The organism is Vulgatibacter sp., from assembly GCF_041687135.1.
Taxonomy (GTDB): domain Bacteria; phylum Myxococcota; class Myxococcia; order Myxococcales; family Vulgatibacteraceae; genus JAWLCN01.
On record NZ_JAWLCN010000007.1, the window covers coordinates 20,527 to 35,855 of the forward strand.

At 72.2% G+C, this 15,329-nt stretch carries 13 protein-coding genes; 1 reads left to right on the forward strand and 12 read right to left on the reverse strand.

The window, feature by feature from the left end:
- Nucleotides 1-38: 38 nt before the first annotated feature.
- Nucleotides 39-1,628: an L-aspartate oxidase gene (gene nadB / locus ACESMR_RS16025; protein WP_373048111.1), complete on the forward strand. Its 1,590-nt coding sequence runs from the start codon at nt 39-41 to the stop codon at nt 1,626-1,628.
- Nucleotides 1,629-1,640: 12 nt separating this feature from the next.
- Here the strand turns inward: nadB and ACESMR_RS16030 are convergent, their stop codons facing one another.
- From ACESMR_RS16030 to dxs, 12 genes are all read right to left on the reverse strand, one after another.
- Nucleotides 1,641-2,045, reverse strand: coding sequence for a septal ring lytic transglycosylase RlpA family protein (locus ACESMR_RS16030; protein WP_373048112.1), 405 nt, complete (start codon nt 2,043-2,045; stop codon nt 1,641-1,643).
- Nucleotides 2,046-2,047: 2 nt separating this feature from the next.
- Nucleotides 2,048-2,656: a hypothetical protein gene (locus ACESMR_RS16035; protein ID WP_373048113.1), complete on the reverse strand. Its 609-nt coding sequence runs from the start codon at nt 2,654-2,656 to the stop codon at nt 2,048-2,050.
- A complete protein-coding gene (locus tag ACESMR_RS16040) occupies nt 2,656-5,781 on the reverse strand; it encodes a cyclic nucleotide-binding domain-containing protein (protein ID WP_373048114.1) in 3,126 nt (1,041 codons plus the stop codon). The genes ACESMR_RS16035 and ACESMR_RS16040 overlap by 1 nt, the downstream gene beginning before the upstream one ends.
- Before the next feature lie 81 nt (nt 5,782-5,862).
- Entirely contained in the window at nt 5,863-6,507 is a 645-nt protein-coding gene (locus ACESMR_RS16045; protein ID WP_373048115.1) for a hypothetical protein, read from the reverse strand.
- On the reverse strand, nt 6,507-7,079 hold the full coding sequence (gene pyrE, locus ACESMR_RS16050) for an orotate phosphoribosyltransferase (protein ID WP_373048116.1): 573 nt from the start codon (nt 7,077-7,079) through the stop codon (nt 6,507-6,509). The genes ACESMR_RS16045 and pyrE overlap by 1 nt, the downstream gene beginning before the upstream one ends.
- Nucleotides 7,076-7,999, reverse strand: coding sequence for a ParB/RepB/Spo0J family partition protein (locus ACESMR_RS16055; RefSeq protein ID WP_373048117.1), 924 nt, complete (start codon nt 7,997-7,999; stop codon nt 7,076-7,078). The genes pyrE and ACESMR_RS16055 overlap by 4 nt, the downstream gene beginning before the upstream one ends.
- A gap of 73 nt (nt 8,000-8,072) precedes the next feature.
- Nucleotides 8,073-8,729 carry a polymer-forming cytoskeletal protein gene (locus tag ACESMR_RS16060; RefSeq protein ID WP_373048118.1) on the reverse strand — a complete coding sequence of 219 codons (657 nt, stop codon included), beginning with the start codon at nt 8,727-8,729 and terminating at the stop codon, nt 8,073-8,075.
- The gene (locus tag ACESMR_RS16065) at nt 8,705-9,559 is read right to left on the reverse strand and encodes an alpha/beta hydrolase (protein WP_373048119.1); all 855 of its coding nucleotides are present in this window, start codon (nt 9,557-9,559) and stop codon (nt 8,705-8,707) included. The genes ACESMR_RS16060 and ACESMR_RS16065 overlap by 25 nt, the downstream gene beginning before the upstream one ends.
- 63 nt (nt 9,560-9,622) lie before the next feature.
- On the reverse strand, nt 9,623-11,491 hold the full coding sequence (locus tag ACESMR_RS16070; RefSeq protein WP_373048120.1) for a tetratricopeptide repeat protein: 1,869 nt from the start codon (nt 11,489-11,491) through the stop codon (nt 9,623-9,625).
- A 93-nt stretch (nt 11,492-11,584) separates the two neighbouring features.
- Complete coding sequence (locus ACESMR_RS16075; protein ID WP_373048121.1) at nt 11,585-12,322, reverse strand: response regulator; 738 nt, start codon at nt 12,320-12,322, stop codon at nt 11,585-11,587.
- A 128-nt stretch (nt 12,323-12,450) separates the two neighbouring features.
- Complete coding sequence (locus ACESMR_RS16080) at nt 12,451-13,197, reverse strand: TlyA family RNA methyltransferase (RefSeq protein WP_373048122.1); 747 nt, start codon at nt 13,195-13,197, stop codon at nt 12,451-12,453.
- On the reverse strand, nt 13,197-15,104 hold the full coding sequence (gene dxs, locus ACESMR_RS16085) for a 1-deoxy-D-xylulose-5-phosphate synthase (RefSeq protein ID WP_373048123.1): 1,908 nt from the start codon (nt 15,102-15,104) through the stop codon (nt 13,197-13,199). Before dxs ends, ACESMR_RS16080 begins: the two co-directional genes overlap by 1 nt.
- Between the last annotated feature and the right edge of the window lie 225 nt (nt 15,105-15,329).

Below are 15,329 nucleotides of genomic sequence, written 5' to 3' on the forward strand. Positions count from 1 at the left end.
CCACCGGCCCGCGCCGTGGCGAGCCGGAGGCCGTTTCGATGGCGGAGCGTTTCGACTACCTGGTCATTGGCGGCGGCGTCGCCGGCCTCACCTTCGCCCTGCGCGCTGCCCGGACGGGCACCGTGGCGGTGCTCACCAAACGGGCCCGCGACGAGAGCAACACCAAGTGGGCGCAGGGCGGGATCGCCGCGGTCCTCGACCCGGACGACTCCTTCGACGCCCACGTGAAGGACACGATCGAGGCCGGCGTGGGCCTCAGCCACCTCGAGACGGTGGAGCTCTGCGTGCGCGAGGCGCCGGAGCGGATCCGGGAGCTGGTCCGCATCGGCGTCGATTTCTCCGAGCGCGCCGCAGGCCAGCTCGACCTCACCCGGGAAGGTGGCCACTCGGCCCGCCGCGTGGTCCACGCCAAGGACCTCACCGGCATGGAGGTGGAGCGGGCGCTCATCGCTGCGTGCGAGGAGCAGCCGAACATCCGCTTCTTCGATCACCACACGGCAATCGACCTGATCCTGTCGGCGCGGGCCGGCCAGCCGGGCCCCAACCGCGCCCTCGGCGCCTGGGTTCTCGACAACCGCACGGGCGACGCGATGACGCTGCTCGCCAAGGTCACCATCCTCGCCACCGGCGGCGCAGGGAAGGTCTACCTCTACACCTCGAATCCCGACGTGGCGACGGGCGACGGCCTCGCCATGGCGTGGCGGGCAGGCGCGGTGGTGGCGAACATGGAGTTCTACCAATTCCACCCCACCTGCCTCTTCCACCCGCAGGCGAAGAGCTTCCTGATCAGCGAGGCGCTCCGCGGCGAAGGCGGCGTCCTCCGGCGCGGCGACGGCACCTCGTTCATGGAGGACTACCACTCGATGGGGAGCCTCGCGCCCCGCGACGTTGTCGCCCGGGCCATCGACGCCGAGATGAAGCGCACCGGCGACGAGTCGGTCTTCCTCGACATGACCCACCTGCCCCGCAGCTTCCTGGTGGATCGCTTCCCGAACATCTACGCCACGTGCAAGGAGTTCGGGATCGACATGGCGGTGCAGCCGATTCCGGTGGTCCCCGCCGCGCACTACCAGTGCGGCGGCATCCTCGTCGACCTGGACGCCCGCACCTCGATCCCCAACCTGCTGGCGATCGGCGAGGTGGCCGCCACCGGCCTCCACGGCGCCAACCGCCTCGCCTCCAATTCGCTGCTCGAGGGGCTCGTCTTCGGCGCCCGCGGCGCGGTCACCGCCCACGAGCTCGCCAGGGAGGCGAAGGAGCCGCCGCGGGTCGACGACTGGAACGTCGGCTCCGCCGTCGAGCCGGAGGAGGCGGTGGTGGTCACCCACAACTGGGACGAGATCCGCCGCCTGATGTGGAATTACGTGGGCATCGTCCGCACGGTGAAGCGGCTGCACCGGGCCCGGGCGCGGCTCGACCTCCTCCGCGAGGAGATCCGCCAGTATTACTGGCAGTACAAGCTCACCACCGACTTCATCGAGGTCCGCAACATCGCCGACGTGGCCCACATGGTGGTGCGCTGCGCGCTGGAGCGGAAGGAGAGCCGCGGCCTCCACTACATCCTCGACTACCCGAAGCGCGACGACGCCCATTGGCGCCGCGACACCGTGATCTCCCGGGCGGGCTGAAAACGGCGCGCGTCACTCGACCGCATCGCGGGGCGCGATCCGCACCCGGACCAGGCCGCGCTCGAGCAGGCCCAGCTCCCTGGCGAGACGCTTCGAGAGATCGACGATGCGGCCCCGGACGAAGGGGCCGCGGTCGTTGACCCTGCACATCGTCGTCTGGCCGGTATCGACCACCTGCACCACCAGCTCGGTGCCGAAGCGGTGGGTCCGGTGGGCGCATGTGGCCGCTTCGCGATCGTAGGGCTGGCCGCTGGCGGTCTTCCTGCCGTGGAGGCTGTCGGCGTAATACGAAGCGATCCCCTCCTGCCAGGGGCTCTTCCGAGCCGGCGTGGCGCCGCTTCCCGCCGTCTCCTGCCGCGTGGTGGCACAGGCGGAGGCGAGGCTGAGGGCGAAGAGGAACGGCAGCAGTCGGCGCATGGTCATCCCGTGGTCGGCGGCGGCGCGGTCACCCAGGGCGGGAGGTGCCGCCGGAGGACCACCCGGTAGGCCGGCTGGTAGTCTCTTCGATATTTTTCACTATGTTCCACCGGCGGCCAAGCGTTCTCTCGCTGTGCGTCGAGGTACGACCGCAGGACCGACGCGTCGCCGCCGGCAGCCGCCCAGGCCGCCGGTGCGCGCTCGAGGCACGCGGCGAGCCGCTCCCGCGCCCCTTCGTCCGGGCTGGCGAGGCTCCGCTCGACCACCACCTGCAGCTCCGCGGCGCTGCCACGGATGAAGCGCCATTTGCGCAGGTTGACGCGAACGGTCCCCTGCACCTCGTCGAGATCCTCGACGATCGGCTCCTGCGCAGCGGGCTCGACCGTTGCGAGGACCGCCTCGAGATCCGGGCCGGTGGCGGTGGGGCCGAGGATCGCCTCCCGCACGAGCAGGTAGATGTCCGCAGGCGCTGCAGCGGGCCTGCGCGCGACCTCGTCGGCGACGAGGCGCATCACGTCCATCCCGCAGCGATCGGGCGCGGGGGCCGGCGACGTCGGCGGCGCCCCGGCGCACGCAGCGAGGAGGAGGCAGCAGAGGATCGCCGCTCGCATCAGCCCGCCCGCAGCGCCGGATCCTGCTTACCCGTCTTGGCGGTGCGATCGAGCACCTGCCGCAGGTGGCGGCTCACCGCGGTGAAGATGCCGCGGAGGAGCTCGGGCCTGTCGGAGACCAGGTCGAGGAAGTCGTGCCGATCCACCGCCAGCACCCGCACCTCGCGGCCCAGGGCCACGGCGCTCACCGGCCGCGGCGCGCCGTCGAGGAGGCTCGATTCGCCGAAGGAATCGCGCACGCCGATCTGCAGCACCTCGACGCCGCCCTTCAGGAACTGGACGCCGCCCTCGAGCACGACATAGAGCGCGTCCCCCGGATCGCCCTCGGAGAAGATCGTCTCGCCTCCGGCGTATTCGCGCTCGCGGGCGATGGCGGCCAGGGCCATGAGATCGTCCACGTCGCAGCGACCGAAGATCTCGACGCCCTCGAGGAAGAAGACCCTCTCGATTTCCCGTGCGTCCATCTCGTCCTCCCCCACGCCTGGCGGCAGTGGCGGGTTCTCGGGCCAGGTGCGGATTGCGGTGTGGATCGCGATCGAGCGCAGTACCTCGTCGCGGGCCACCGCGATCTCGAGGACCCGCGCCGGCGCCCTGGCGGCGACGCCCGGCACCCCACCCCACGGCTCCGGGAGCCGGTGGTAGCGCTCGAGCAGGGGCAGCACCCGCCCCTTGAGCTCGTCGTCGAGGAGGTGGTCGATGAGCTCGATCGCATAGGCGCGCTCCCTGGCGTCGCCGCCGGCGAAGCGGCGCCAGGCCGGCACGATCTTCGAGCCGGGGAGCGTGAGCTGCAGCAGCCGGAAGACCACCTCGAGATTCTGCTGGAGCCTGTCGCCCACCGCGCGCACCAGCGGCGCACCTGCGGGCAGCCCCACCTCGAGATCGCGGTAGAGCGGGAGGTAGTAGTGGTACGCGTCGAGGCGGCGGAGCGTCGCCTCCCGTGCTCGCTGGACGTCGAGTTCGATCGCCGGATGCTCCTCGTGCAACCGCGAGAGGTTCACCGCGATCCGGTAGCGCAGGTAGGCGTGCTCCTGGATGTTGGAGAAGAGCAGCGCCCTGGCGGCAGCTGCGGTGCCGATTCCACGGAGGACGCGGGGCACCTCGAGGCGCAGCGCCAGCGGCCGGTTCCTGTCGTCGAGCAGGGCGGCGAGCTCCGCCACCACCGCGTCGCCGTAGGCGGCGAGGGCGCGGCGGGCGGCGCTGCGCACCGCGCGGTCGCCGAGGAGCACGACGAGCACCGGCACCAGGGGGAGCTCCCGGGTGGCGCCGGCAGCATCGCAGGCGGTGCGGCGAACGAGGGGGCTCGGATCCTCGAGGTAGCGCAGGAGCCGCACCGCGTGGACGGAGGGTCCCAACCTGCCGAGGATCCGCGCCGTCTCCCGGCGCTCCTCCGGCGGCGCGTCCACGTCGTCGAGCCGCCGCAGCAACGCCTGGGTCGCCCGGCCGGTGCGGCCCTCGAGCGGCAGGAGCGCCGCCACCGCTGCGCCGGCGAGGGCGGGATCCTCGCTCGCGAGGAGCGGCGCGAGGACCTGCTCCGCCCGGCGGGGCGAGAGGACGGCGAGGGCCAGCGCCGCCTCCTGCCGGACCTGCGGCGTGTCGCCCTCGATGAGCCGCTCGAGGTGCGGCGCCGCCGGCGTCACCCGGCGCGTCCGGGCGAGGCGGATGGCGGCGAGGCGCACCCGATCGTGCGGGTGGGTAAGGAGCCCGTGCAGGTGGGGCACGGGATCGAAGCGGGGATCCTCCGCGAGGAGTGAAACCGCGGTGAGGAGCCGGACCGGGTCCGTGTCGCGCAGAGAGCGGAGCAGCGCCTGCCGCGCCTCGGCGCTGCGCAGCTGCGTCGGGTGGCGGCCGGTGGCGCGGGCGAGGCGCCGCTCGATGGCGGCCACGTAGAGCTTGCGGGTGCGGGTGAGGACGAGGGCGACGAGCGCCACCACGGCGACCACCGCAGCCACCAGCGCCTCGATGCTGGCGTGGCTGCCGAGCAGGAGCAGGAGCGCGCCGCCAGCGGCGAAGCCGACCTTCTTGGTGACGCCGTCGATCGCCGCGCGGATCTGCGGGCGGATCGCGTCGGGCACCGGGCCGTAGAGGAGCTGGAACGCAGCCGGGTTGAGCGAGAGGCTCCCCGCCGATTCGACCAGGCGCAAGGTGAAGGCCGGGGCGATCCCCGGCACGAAGAGGCAGGCCACCGCTGTGGCCGCGCTGCAGCCCGGGGTTACGAGCAGGTAGCGGAAGATGCCCCAGCGCTCCAGCACCCTGCCCGCGAGGCCGAGCTGGAAGAGCACCGCGACCACGCCCATCCAGAGGTTCAAGGCGCCGAAGAGCGAGGCCATCTCGGCCTCGCCGAGCTCGGCGCCGGCGCGGAGGCGGAAGAGGTAGTCCGCCAGCGCGGTGAGGGTGGCGAGGAGCACCATCAGCGCGGCGAGGGCGCGGGGGTAGCGGTCGCCCTGCAGATAGGCGCGGGCCTGCGAGCGCACCAGCCCGATCGTCGCCGGCGCGGGCTGCTGCTGCACCTCGCTGCCCCGCGTGCGGCGCACGGCCAGCGAGAAGCCGGTGCAGGCGACGAGGAGCACCAGCGCAGGTGGCAGCAGCCCCACCGCACCGAGGCGGGCGCCGAGGAGCTGCGCCATGAGCCCGGCGAGGATCGCGCCGGTCATCCCGGCGGCGCCGAGGATGCCGAAGGTCCGCTTGCTGGCGCGGGCGTCGAAGAGCTCGGAGGCCGCGCTCCAGAAGCGGATCGAGACCAGCGTCGCGAAGGTCTCGCCGAAGAGGTAGAGGGCGATCACCGCCACCGGCAGCCGGAGATGGGCCGCTGCTGCGAGGCCGGCGAGGAGCGCGGTGGCGAGGACGAGGCCTGCCCGGGGCAGGCGCCGGGCCCTGCCCCGATCCGCCAGCGCCGCGAGCCAGGCGGCGCCGCCGGTCGCCAGGGCGGTGGCGATGTAGAGCGGCGGCAACGCCTCGGCCTGGTAACGCGCGACGACGAGCGCGTTCGAGGCGCTCTTCACCAGCACCACCGTCGCCACGAAGGCGAGATGGAAGAGGCTGGCGAGCAGCGTGCGGCGGATTTCGTCCGGTTTCAGCCCGAGGAGGCCGGCGAGGCGCGAGGCGCTATGGTGATCGTGGTCCGACAAGCGGCGCCATCCTACTGGCGAACGCTTCCATAGCCCAGCCCGACGGGCGGCCGAGGTTGTGCCCCGGCGCCTGGCCCCGCGCTACCGGGGGAGGTCGTCGCCTGCGACGGCCCAGGTCGGCGTGGCCCGGCCCACCGCGGAGGTGACCCGGAACTTCAGCTCGCTACCGGGGACCACCACCGGCCTGCCCTGCTGGTCGAGGGCAGGAAAGCGAACCTTGTAGGCGGACCAGAAGGGATTGAGATAGGCGTAGAGCGCCTTGGTGTTGGCGTCGGGCCGCTGGATCTTCTTCACCGCCGCAGGCAGGACCGTGCTGCCGTCCGGCAGCTCGAGCTCGATCCGCCAGATGGTGTCCGGCTCCGCCAGGTTGTCCCAGCGCGACTCCGCCGTGTAGAGGCCGACGAAGATGTCGACGAACTCGGTGGCCTCGACCCGCTCCCGGTGGAGGAGCACCTCCACTTCGTCGCGGGGGAGGCTGAGGAAGTCGGCCACTGCAGCGATCTTCCGCTGCCGGAACGGCCACGATTCCCAGGTGGCGGCGAGGAAGAAGCGCTGGTCGAGGCCGTCGTAATAGGACTTGTACCGCGTGTAGTCCTCGAGCACGTCGTAATAGGCCGCATCGCGCACACGCGGCGCGTCGTCCGCCCGCTGGCTCAGGGCGAAGCCGGGTCGGTTGCTGCACGCCGCGAGGGCGAGCAGCAATGCCAGGGCGGCCGAACGCAGCATCAGACCTCGTCTCCCATGAAGTCGGTGCGGGTGAAGAGCGACTCGAGGCGGTAGCCCCTGGCCTCGAAGGCCTCCCTGCCGCCCTCGAGGCGATCCACCAGGGCGAAGACGCCGGCGACCTGCAGCCCCGCCTCCTCCGCCCGCTCGCAGGCCTTCAGTCCCGATCCGCCGGTGGTCACCACGTCCTCCACGATGGCCACGCGCGTGCCCGCCTGCAAAGGGGGCCCCTCGAGGAAGCGACCGGTGCCGTGGCCTTTCGCCTCCTTGCGGACGATGAAGCCCTGCAGGGGGCGCGCGCCGAGCCAGCTCGCCATCGAGACGGCGGAGGCGATCGGATCGGCGCCGAGGGTGAGGCCGCCCACCGCGGTGACGGTGGGATCGAGGCGGAAGATGCTGTCGAGGAGGAGGCGGCCCACCAGCCAATGCCCCTCCGCGGCGAGGGTCACCCGCTTGCAGTCGATGTAGAAATTCGACTCGCGACCCGAGGCCAGGGTGACCTTGCGCTTCGCGAAGGAGAAGGTGCGGAGGAGGTCGAGGAGGCGGCTCTTGTCCGCTGCGAGGAGGTCGTTCACTTCGTGTCTCCGGGGGCGGGCTCGAGCCAGGTGCCGAGCGCGCGGTAGTACTCAATCTGGTCGGCCACGATGCGGCGCAGGTGCGGTGGGACGTCGTCCCAGGCCTGTGTGAGGGTGGCGAGGTCCTGGGAGAGGATCGAGAGGCGACGGGCGAGGTCCTCGGCGAGCTCGGCGGCGGTGAGGACCCGCTCGGCTGGCGGCGGTGCAGGCGCCGGTGTGCCCAGGGGCATCGCCCCTGGTGGCTCCGCCGGCGGCTCGGCAGCGACGCCGGCCACCTGCCGCTGGCCAGGCCGCGGCACGCCCTCGAAGTCGCTGGTGACGAGGGGCGCCTCCTCCTGCTGCTCCGCTTTGGCCGCGTCTTCGGTGGCAGGCTGCGGCGCTGCCGCTGGTACGGCCGGCGCCTGCGACGCGGGCCCCTCCTCGTCGAGCTCGTCCTCGTCGACGATGCTGCGATCCGGCGGCGGCAGGCCCTGCAGCTGCGCTGCGAGATCCTCGAGGCGTTCCTCCGCGCGCTCGATGGCGCGGGGGATCAGCTCCTCGAGCGCCGGGGTGCTCCAGCCCATCAGCCGGTAGCGCTCCCGCATCTCGAGCAGCTCCTCGCGCTCGAGGGGCCGGTTGTCGAGGGCGTCCGCTGCTGCCACCAGCGCCGCCGCCTCGTCCGGGAGGTTCTCGTGGACCCGGACGAGCACGCGATCGCGGAAGAGCAGCTTGAGCGCGGCGAGACGGCGGAAGCCGGTGATCGCCTGGAAGCCGTCGCCGGCGGGACGCACCTCGATCGGAAAGAGCTGCCCCGCCTGCGCGATCGATCGCGCCAGCGACGAGATGTCCCCGGCCTGGCGCAGGCGGAAGGTGGTGTCTTCGCCGATCCGGGCAAGCGGAACGTACGTCAACTCGCGCGGCGGCGGCGTGGGGCGTGCCATCGGGCGCGCATCCTACGCGATCCACCGGGGGCTGTGGCCCCGAAGTGTCGGCGGGTCGCCAGCAGCGACCTCGTCAGCGCTTGAGTACGACGGCGGAGCGGGCCCCGAGCGCCAGGGCCGAGGCGGGCAGCGGCGGCGGCGGCGGCGGGCGGGCCGCTGCTGCCGGGGCTGCATCGCTCCGCTCCTGCGGCGGCGCAACCTCGGGAGGCGGCACCGCTGCAGGGGCCTCGACGTTAGCGGGGGGCTCCTCGGCTGCAGCAGCCGCAGCCACCGGCGCTTCTTCGGTCGCGGGGCCCGGCGTCTCGTCCACGTCCGGCGGCTCGGGGAACGCGCCTGCCTGCGCATCCTCCGCCGCGCCCCAGACTGCATCGTCGTCGTCGCTGACGTCGCCCAGCTCCACCCTGCCCCGGACCGCGGCGCCGGGCGCGATCGCCACCCGCGCGGCGCGCAAGTCGCCGAGCATCCTGCAGCTCGTGGCCAGCTCCGCCGCCTCGATCACGCTCACGTCGCCGCGGACCTTGCCGGCGAGCACCGCGCTCCGCGCCCGGACCTCGGCCTCGATCACGCCGCCGGGCTCGAGTTGCAGCGCGCCGCCGCAGCTCACCGCCCCCTCGATCCGCCCGTGCACCAGGAGATCGCCTGCGCACCGGACCTCGCCGCGGATCACCGTCCCCGGGCCGACCACCGTCACCACCTGCTCGGACATCACCTGCTCCGGGAAAGAATCCACGCGGCCACGTCTTCCATCGCCTGCCGCCGGGTCTCCGGCAATTCGTTGAAGAGCTCGTGCCGCGCCTCGGGGTAGCGGCGCAGCTCCTTGTCGCTGCTGCCCAGCGCCTCGAAGAAACGCACGTTCGCCGCCGGGCTGGCGATCGGATCGCCCTCCGGCACCAGCACGAGCGCAGGCAGGGTGATCCCGCCGGCGTCCTCCCGCACCAGCGCCTGCGCCGCCGTCGCCTCGTCGAACCAGCGCGGCGTCACCGTGCGGTTGTAGAGCGGATCGCGATCGACGCGCCGCTGCATCTCCTCGTCGCGGGTGAGCTGCTGGCTGGTCAGCTCGTTGTTCAGCGGCGCCCAGGGCACCACCTTCCCGATCAGCCGCGCCGCGGCGACCTTGAGCCGCGGCGCCTCGAAGGCGAGCTGGAGGTAGGGGGAGGCGAAGATCGCGCCGGCGAGCTCGCGGGCACCACCCGGCTCGAGGAGCCAGCGCGCCAGGATCAGCCCGCCGAGCGAATGGCCGAGCAGGAAGGTGGGCAGCTGCCCTGCCTCGCCGCGGAGCCGATCGGTGAAGCGCCGGAGGTCCTCGAGGTAGTCCGAGAAGCGATCGACGTGCCCGCGCCTGCCGTCCGCCTGCCCGTGGCCCCGGTAGTCGAAGGCCAGCGACGCGATGCCGCGTTCCGCCAGGTGATCGAAGAGTTCACGGTAACGACCGCAATGCTCGCCGTAGCCATGGACCACGCCGACCCAGGCCTTCGGGTCGGCAGGCGTGATCGCTCGCCAGAAGAGCCGGAGGTTGTCGCCGGCTGCAAAGAATCCCTCGCGGTGGGTGGGGCTGCTCAAGGTGGGCCGACCGTACTGGCGCGCATCCGCGAAAGTCAAACGCGCTGCGTCGAGCGCCTGCGATCAGCGCCGGGCCGCCCGCTGCCGGGCCGCCTGCCGCGCCTTTTCGATCTCGGCCAGGACCCGGGGATCGGGATCCCGCGCGAGGAGCTGCAGCGCCTCCTCCCACAGCCGGTCGGCGTCCGCGTCGCGGCCCGCGAGGTGGAAGGCCTCGGCGAGATGGTGGAGCACCACCGCTTCCCGGGGCACAAGCGCCCGCGCTCGCTCGAGCAGCCGGATCCCCGCCTCGAGGTTGCCCAGGCGCACCTCGCACCAGCCGAGCGAATCGAGGAAGTAGGGCTCGTCGGGACGGAGCTCGAGGGCCCGTTGCAGCAGCGCCCGCGCCTCGTCGAGGTGGATCCCCTGGTCGGCCCAGACGTAGCCGACGAAGTTGAGAGCCGAGGCGTTGTCGGGATCGCCACGGAGAAGCGCCTGCACGAGGCCCACGGCGCCATCGACGTCCCCCGCCCGCTCCCGTGCTGCGGCCAGGGCGAAGATCAGTCCCTCCTCGCCGGGCGCCTGGGCCAGCGCGCCTGCGAGAAGCGCCTGCGCCTGCGCGTCGCGCCCCAGATCCTGCAGGATCTCGGCGACGGCGACGACCAACGCCGGATCTTCGCGCTCCGCGGCGAGCGGCTCGAGCAGGGCGAGCCCCCGGGCGGCGGCGCCAGCGCGGCGGAAGATGCCGGGGACCACGGCATAGACCCGCCCGGCCTCGTCTGCGCCGGGGCGCAGCAGCAGCAGCGCCCGCTCGAGGGCGGCCCGGGCCTCGGTGTGGTGGCCTTCGAGCGAGAGGCTCTCCGCCTTGCGGGCGAGGGCCACCACGTGCACCGGCCCCGCCTCCTCCGGCACGGCGGCGAAGGCCTCGATCGCCTCGCGGTGGCGGCCGAGGGAGGCGAGGACCATCGCCCGGGCGAAGTGGAGCCGCGACGCGCCGACGTCGGCGCGGAGCGCCTGGTCGAGGGTGGAGAGCGCCTCATCCGGGCGGTGGGCGGAGCGCCAGGCGGCGGTGACCTGCAGCGCCGCCCCCACCGGATCGCGGGCGGTGCCGAGGAGTTGCTGGAAGTAGGCCCGCGCGGCGACGCCGTCGCCCCGCCGGAGGGCGAGGCTGCCTGCACCTGCGAGCGCCTGCGGATCGCTGGGGTCGAGGCGGAGCACCTCGGCGTAGAGCGCTTCCGCCCGGCGTTCGTTGCCACGCTGCGATTCGAGCAGGGCGAGACGAAGCCGCGACGTGGCATCGTCGGGGTCCACCGTGACGGCCTGCGCCAGGTAGCGGCGGGTCCGCTCCGGCTCGTCCCGTTCCCAGGCGGTGGTGGCGAGGAGCCGCCAGGGGGCGCCGTTGCGGCGGTGCACCTGCCCATAGCGGGAGGCCACCGCCTCCGCCTCCTGCCAGCCGCCGAAGTCGGCGTGGAGTCGGGCGAGAACGAGCCAGGGCTCGGGTTCCTGCGGATCGAGGCGGATCGCCTCTTCGAGGGCCTTCGCCGCCTCGCCCCTGCGGTGCTGCGCGGCGCGCACCTTGCCGAGGAGCACGTGGGCGCCGGCGTGCGCCGGGGTGATCCGCAGGGCCCGGTCGATCTCCGTCGCGGCGCGTTCGAGCTCTTCGGTGCGGGCGTAGAGCCAGGCCAGCGCGACCCGCAGATCCGCGGAGGTGTCGTCGTAGATCACCGCGAGGCGCAGCTCTTCGAGGGCGCGCTGCAGCTCCCCTGCATCCTCGGCGAGGCGGGCGTTGAGGTAGTGGGCGTAGGCCCGCGAGCTGGCGTAGGACCCGCCCCGCGGGCTCGCCCGCAACGCCTCCCGAATCGCCTCGGTGTCGACGTCCGGCCGCGGGCGCGGCTCCGCCCCCGCTGCCACGGGCGCGGCCAGGAGGACGAGGATGGGAAGAAGGCGACGCGTCATCACGGGGCTCGCCTCCATGGTAACGCCGGCGGAGCCGGCTGACCAAGAAGACCCGGGGGCGCCGGTCGGCGGCCCCTGCCCTTGCGCGATCCGTTAGTGGCTGCTGCGCGCCATCCGCTCGGGCTCGCCCCGGAGGAGGCGCGTGAGCAGATCGAGCAACTCCTCGTGGGGATAGGGCTTCACCACGTGGCCGTCGAAGCCCGCGGCGATCACTTTCTGCCGCGAGGCGGGGTCCGACAGACCCGAGCAGGCGACCACCGGCGTATCGGCGGTTTCCTCGCGCTTGCGGAGCGCTGCCAGCGCGGAGAAGCCGTCCATCGCCGGCATCATCAGGTCCATGACCACGGCGTCGGGCTTGAAGGCACCGACGAGGAGCCCGGCCTCGAAGCCGTTGGCGGCGAGCTCCACCTCGTAGCCGTTCCCCTCGAGGATGGCACGGAGCAGGTCACGCTCGTCCGGATCGTCGTCGACCGCGAGGATGCGCAAGGCGCGATCCGTCTCGGCAGCGAGCTCCGCGGGTACCGGCATCTGGTACTTCCGCAGGAATCCGAGCAGATCCTCGCGGGAGATGCGCCGATGGCCACCGGGCGTCTTGTGAGCCTTGAGGCGGTTGGCCTTGATCCAGTTGACGATCGTGGGCAACGACACGCCAAGCAGCCGGCTCGCTTCGAATGTGGTGAAGTATTTCCCGGGCATGGAGGCGCCTACCAACCACCTGCGTGAATTTGGAGCTTTGGGGTTCCCGACCGAGTTCCCATGATAGCCGAAACTCGCCGCCCCGTTCTGGCCATTGTCCACTGCAAGCGGCTTGAGATCAACCAAGCGGAACATGGTCCTGCTGCGTGCCGGGTCGCCTGGAGTGCAGACGCCGCAGCAGCGGGAAGGGTACGCCTTCGCCCCACATGAGGGTCGATCGCCGCCACACCCATGGGGTCACCTACCTCCAGCGGGCAGGCGAGTCAGGACCGACGAACCCAGAGCAGCGCTTCCACGTTGCCTGCCGGTCCGTGAACCGGCGAGTCGATGCAGCCGAGGATCTCGAGGCCGAGGTCCTCACCGCAGATCCGCCGGATCTTCTCGATCGCAGCGAGCCGCGCAGCGGGATCGCGGACCACCCCGCCCTTGCCGACGTCCTGCGGGCCCACCTCGAACTGCGGTTTGACCAGCATCACCAGCTGGCCCCCGGTGCGGATCAGCCCCACTGCCGCAGGGAGGACCAGGGCCAGCGAGATGAAGGAGAGGTCCATCACCCCGAGGTCGAAGGGCTCGGCCCCCAGCTCCTCGAGGCCCACGTGCCGGGCATTGATCCGCTCGAAGGAGCGGACCCGCGGATCCTGCCGGAGCTTCTCGTGGAGCTGGCCATAGCCCACGTCCACGGCCCAGACCGCCTCGGCGCCCCGCTGGAGCAGCAGGTCGGTGAAGCCGCCGGTGGAGGCGCCGAGGTCGACGCAGCGCATGCCGGTCGGGTCGATGGCGAAGGTGTCCAGCGCCCCCTCGAGCTTGAGGGCGCCGCGGGAGACGTAGCGAAGCCCCTCGCCCTTGAGCCGGAGGGGCAGCTCCACGTCCACCAGCTGGCCGGGCTTGTCGACGCGGTGCTCACCGGCGAGGACCTCGCCGGCCATGACCAGGGCCTGGGCCCTGGCCCTGGTGTCGGCCAGACCGCGCTCGACCAGCAGCTTGTCGATGCGCTCCCTGCGCGCGGCCATCAGCCCGCCTGGACGCCGGCGCGGGCGCCGTCGAGCAGCGACCGCACCGCAGCGGCGATACCGGTGGCGTCGAGGCCGAAGCGGGCCTTCTGCTTGTCGGCGTTGCCGTGGGTCACGAAGTCGTCCGGGAGACCGAGCCGCTTCACCGGGACGAGCAGGCCGTTCTCCTGCAGCGCCTCGAGCACGCCGGAGCCGAAGCCGCCGGGCAGGCAGCCCTCCTCCACCGTGACCACGCGGCCCGTCGTGGAGGCGAGATCGCAGATCAGCTCGGTGTCGAGGGGCTTGGCGAAGCGGGGATCGACCACCACGGCCCGGATCCCCTCGCCGTGGAGGGCCTTCGCTGCAGCCACCGCAGCGTGGGCCATCGGACCGTAGCCGAGGACCACCACGTCCGGCTTGCTGCCGCCGGGGTGGAGGATGCGCCCCCTGCCGATCGGAAGGATCTCCGGCGGAAGGAGCGGCACGCCGAGGCCGGAGCCACGGGGGTAGCGGAAGGCGGAGGCGCCGTCGATCGCCAGCGAAGTGGCGAGCATGTTGCGCAGCTCCTGCTCGTCCGCAGGCGCCATCACCACGAGGTTGGGGATGCAGCGCAGGTAGGCGATGTCGAAGGCGCCCTGGTGGGTCTTGCCGTCGGCGCCGACGAGGCCGCCACGGTCGAGGGCAAAAACCACCGGGAGGTTCTGGAGCGCCACGTCGTGGACGATCTGATCGTAGGCGCGCTGCAGGAAGGTCGAGTAGATCGCGGTGACCGGGCGCAAGCCCTCGCAGGCGAGGCCGGCGGCGAAGGTCACCGCGTGCTGCTCGGCGATGCCCACGTCGTAGACCCGCTGCGGGAAGCGCTCCCGGGTCTTCACCAGCCCCGTCCCCTCGAGCATCGCCGCGGTGATCGCCACCACGTTGGCGTCCTTCGCCATGTGCTCGGAGACCGCCTCGGCGAAGAACTCGGTCCAGGTCGGCACCGCTGGCTTCTTCGCCACCGAGCGGCCGGTGGCCACCTCGAAGTTGGTGAGGCCGTGGCCGCGGGTGCGCAGGTCGCTCTCCGCGGGGCCGTAGCCCTTGCCCTTGGTGGTGCGGGTGTGGATGAGCACCGGCCCGTCGATCTCGGTGGCCACCTGCCGGAGGATCCGGACCATCGAGAGCACGTCGTGGCCGTCGGTCGGCCCGATGTACTGGAAGCCGAGCCCCTCGAAGAGGATGCCGGGGGTGAGCAGCGCCTTGGAGGAGTCGATGGCGCGCCGGATCCCCTCGATCGCCTGATCGCCGTGGGGGAGCGCGTAGAGGACCTCCTTCACGCTGCGCCGCCAGCGGTTGAAGGTATGGCCCGCGAACTTCTTCGAGAACCACTCCGACATCGCGCCGACGTTCGGGCTGATCGACATCTCGTTGTCGTTGAGGATGACGATGAGATCGCGCTCGAGATAGCCCGCCTGGTTGAGGCCCTCGAAGGCCACGCCGCCGGTCATGCCGCCGTCGCCGACCAGCGCGATCACGCGGCCGCTCTCGCCCTTCACCCGGCGCGCCTCGATCATGCCGAGGCCGGCGGAGATCGCGGTGCTGGCGTGACCGACGCCGAAGGCGTCGTGCTCCGACTCCGCGCGCTCGGGGAAGCCGGCGAGGCCGCCCTCCTGCCGGATGCTGCGGAACTCCTTCCGGCGGCCGGTCAGCAGCTTGTGCGCATAGGCCTGGTGGCCAACGTCGAAGACGATGCGATCCTGCGGGCTGTCGAAGACGTAGTGCATCGCCACCACGAGCTCGACCGCTCCGAGCGAAGCGCCGAGATGCGCGCCGTTGCCGGCAGCGCACGTTGCGATGATCTCGTCGCGGATCTCGCGGCAGAGCGCAGGAAGCTCCTCTTCCTTGAGCGCCTTGAGATCTTCCGGTCCGTCAATCGTCTCGAGAAGCGCCATGCTGCTTCCCTCCACCATGCCCGCCATCTGCACGCAACAGCAGGCGGAACGTTTTTTCGCCAATCGTCTCGAGCGCCGTCCAGAAATCGGTCCGGAGGACCGGGACCGCCCCTCAGAGCGTGTGAAGAAATCGGTCCGGCAAGCGCCGGCCCGCTTTCTTCGCTCGCGCTTCGCGCGAGAGACGCTCCATCTTACGATCGCTCCGCCTTCGGCTTCGCTGGAGAG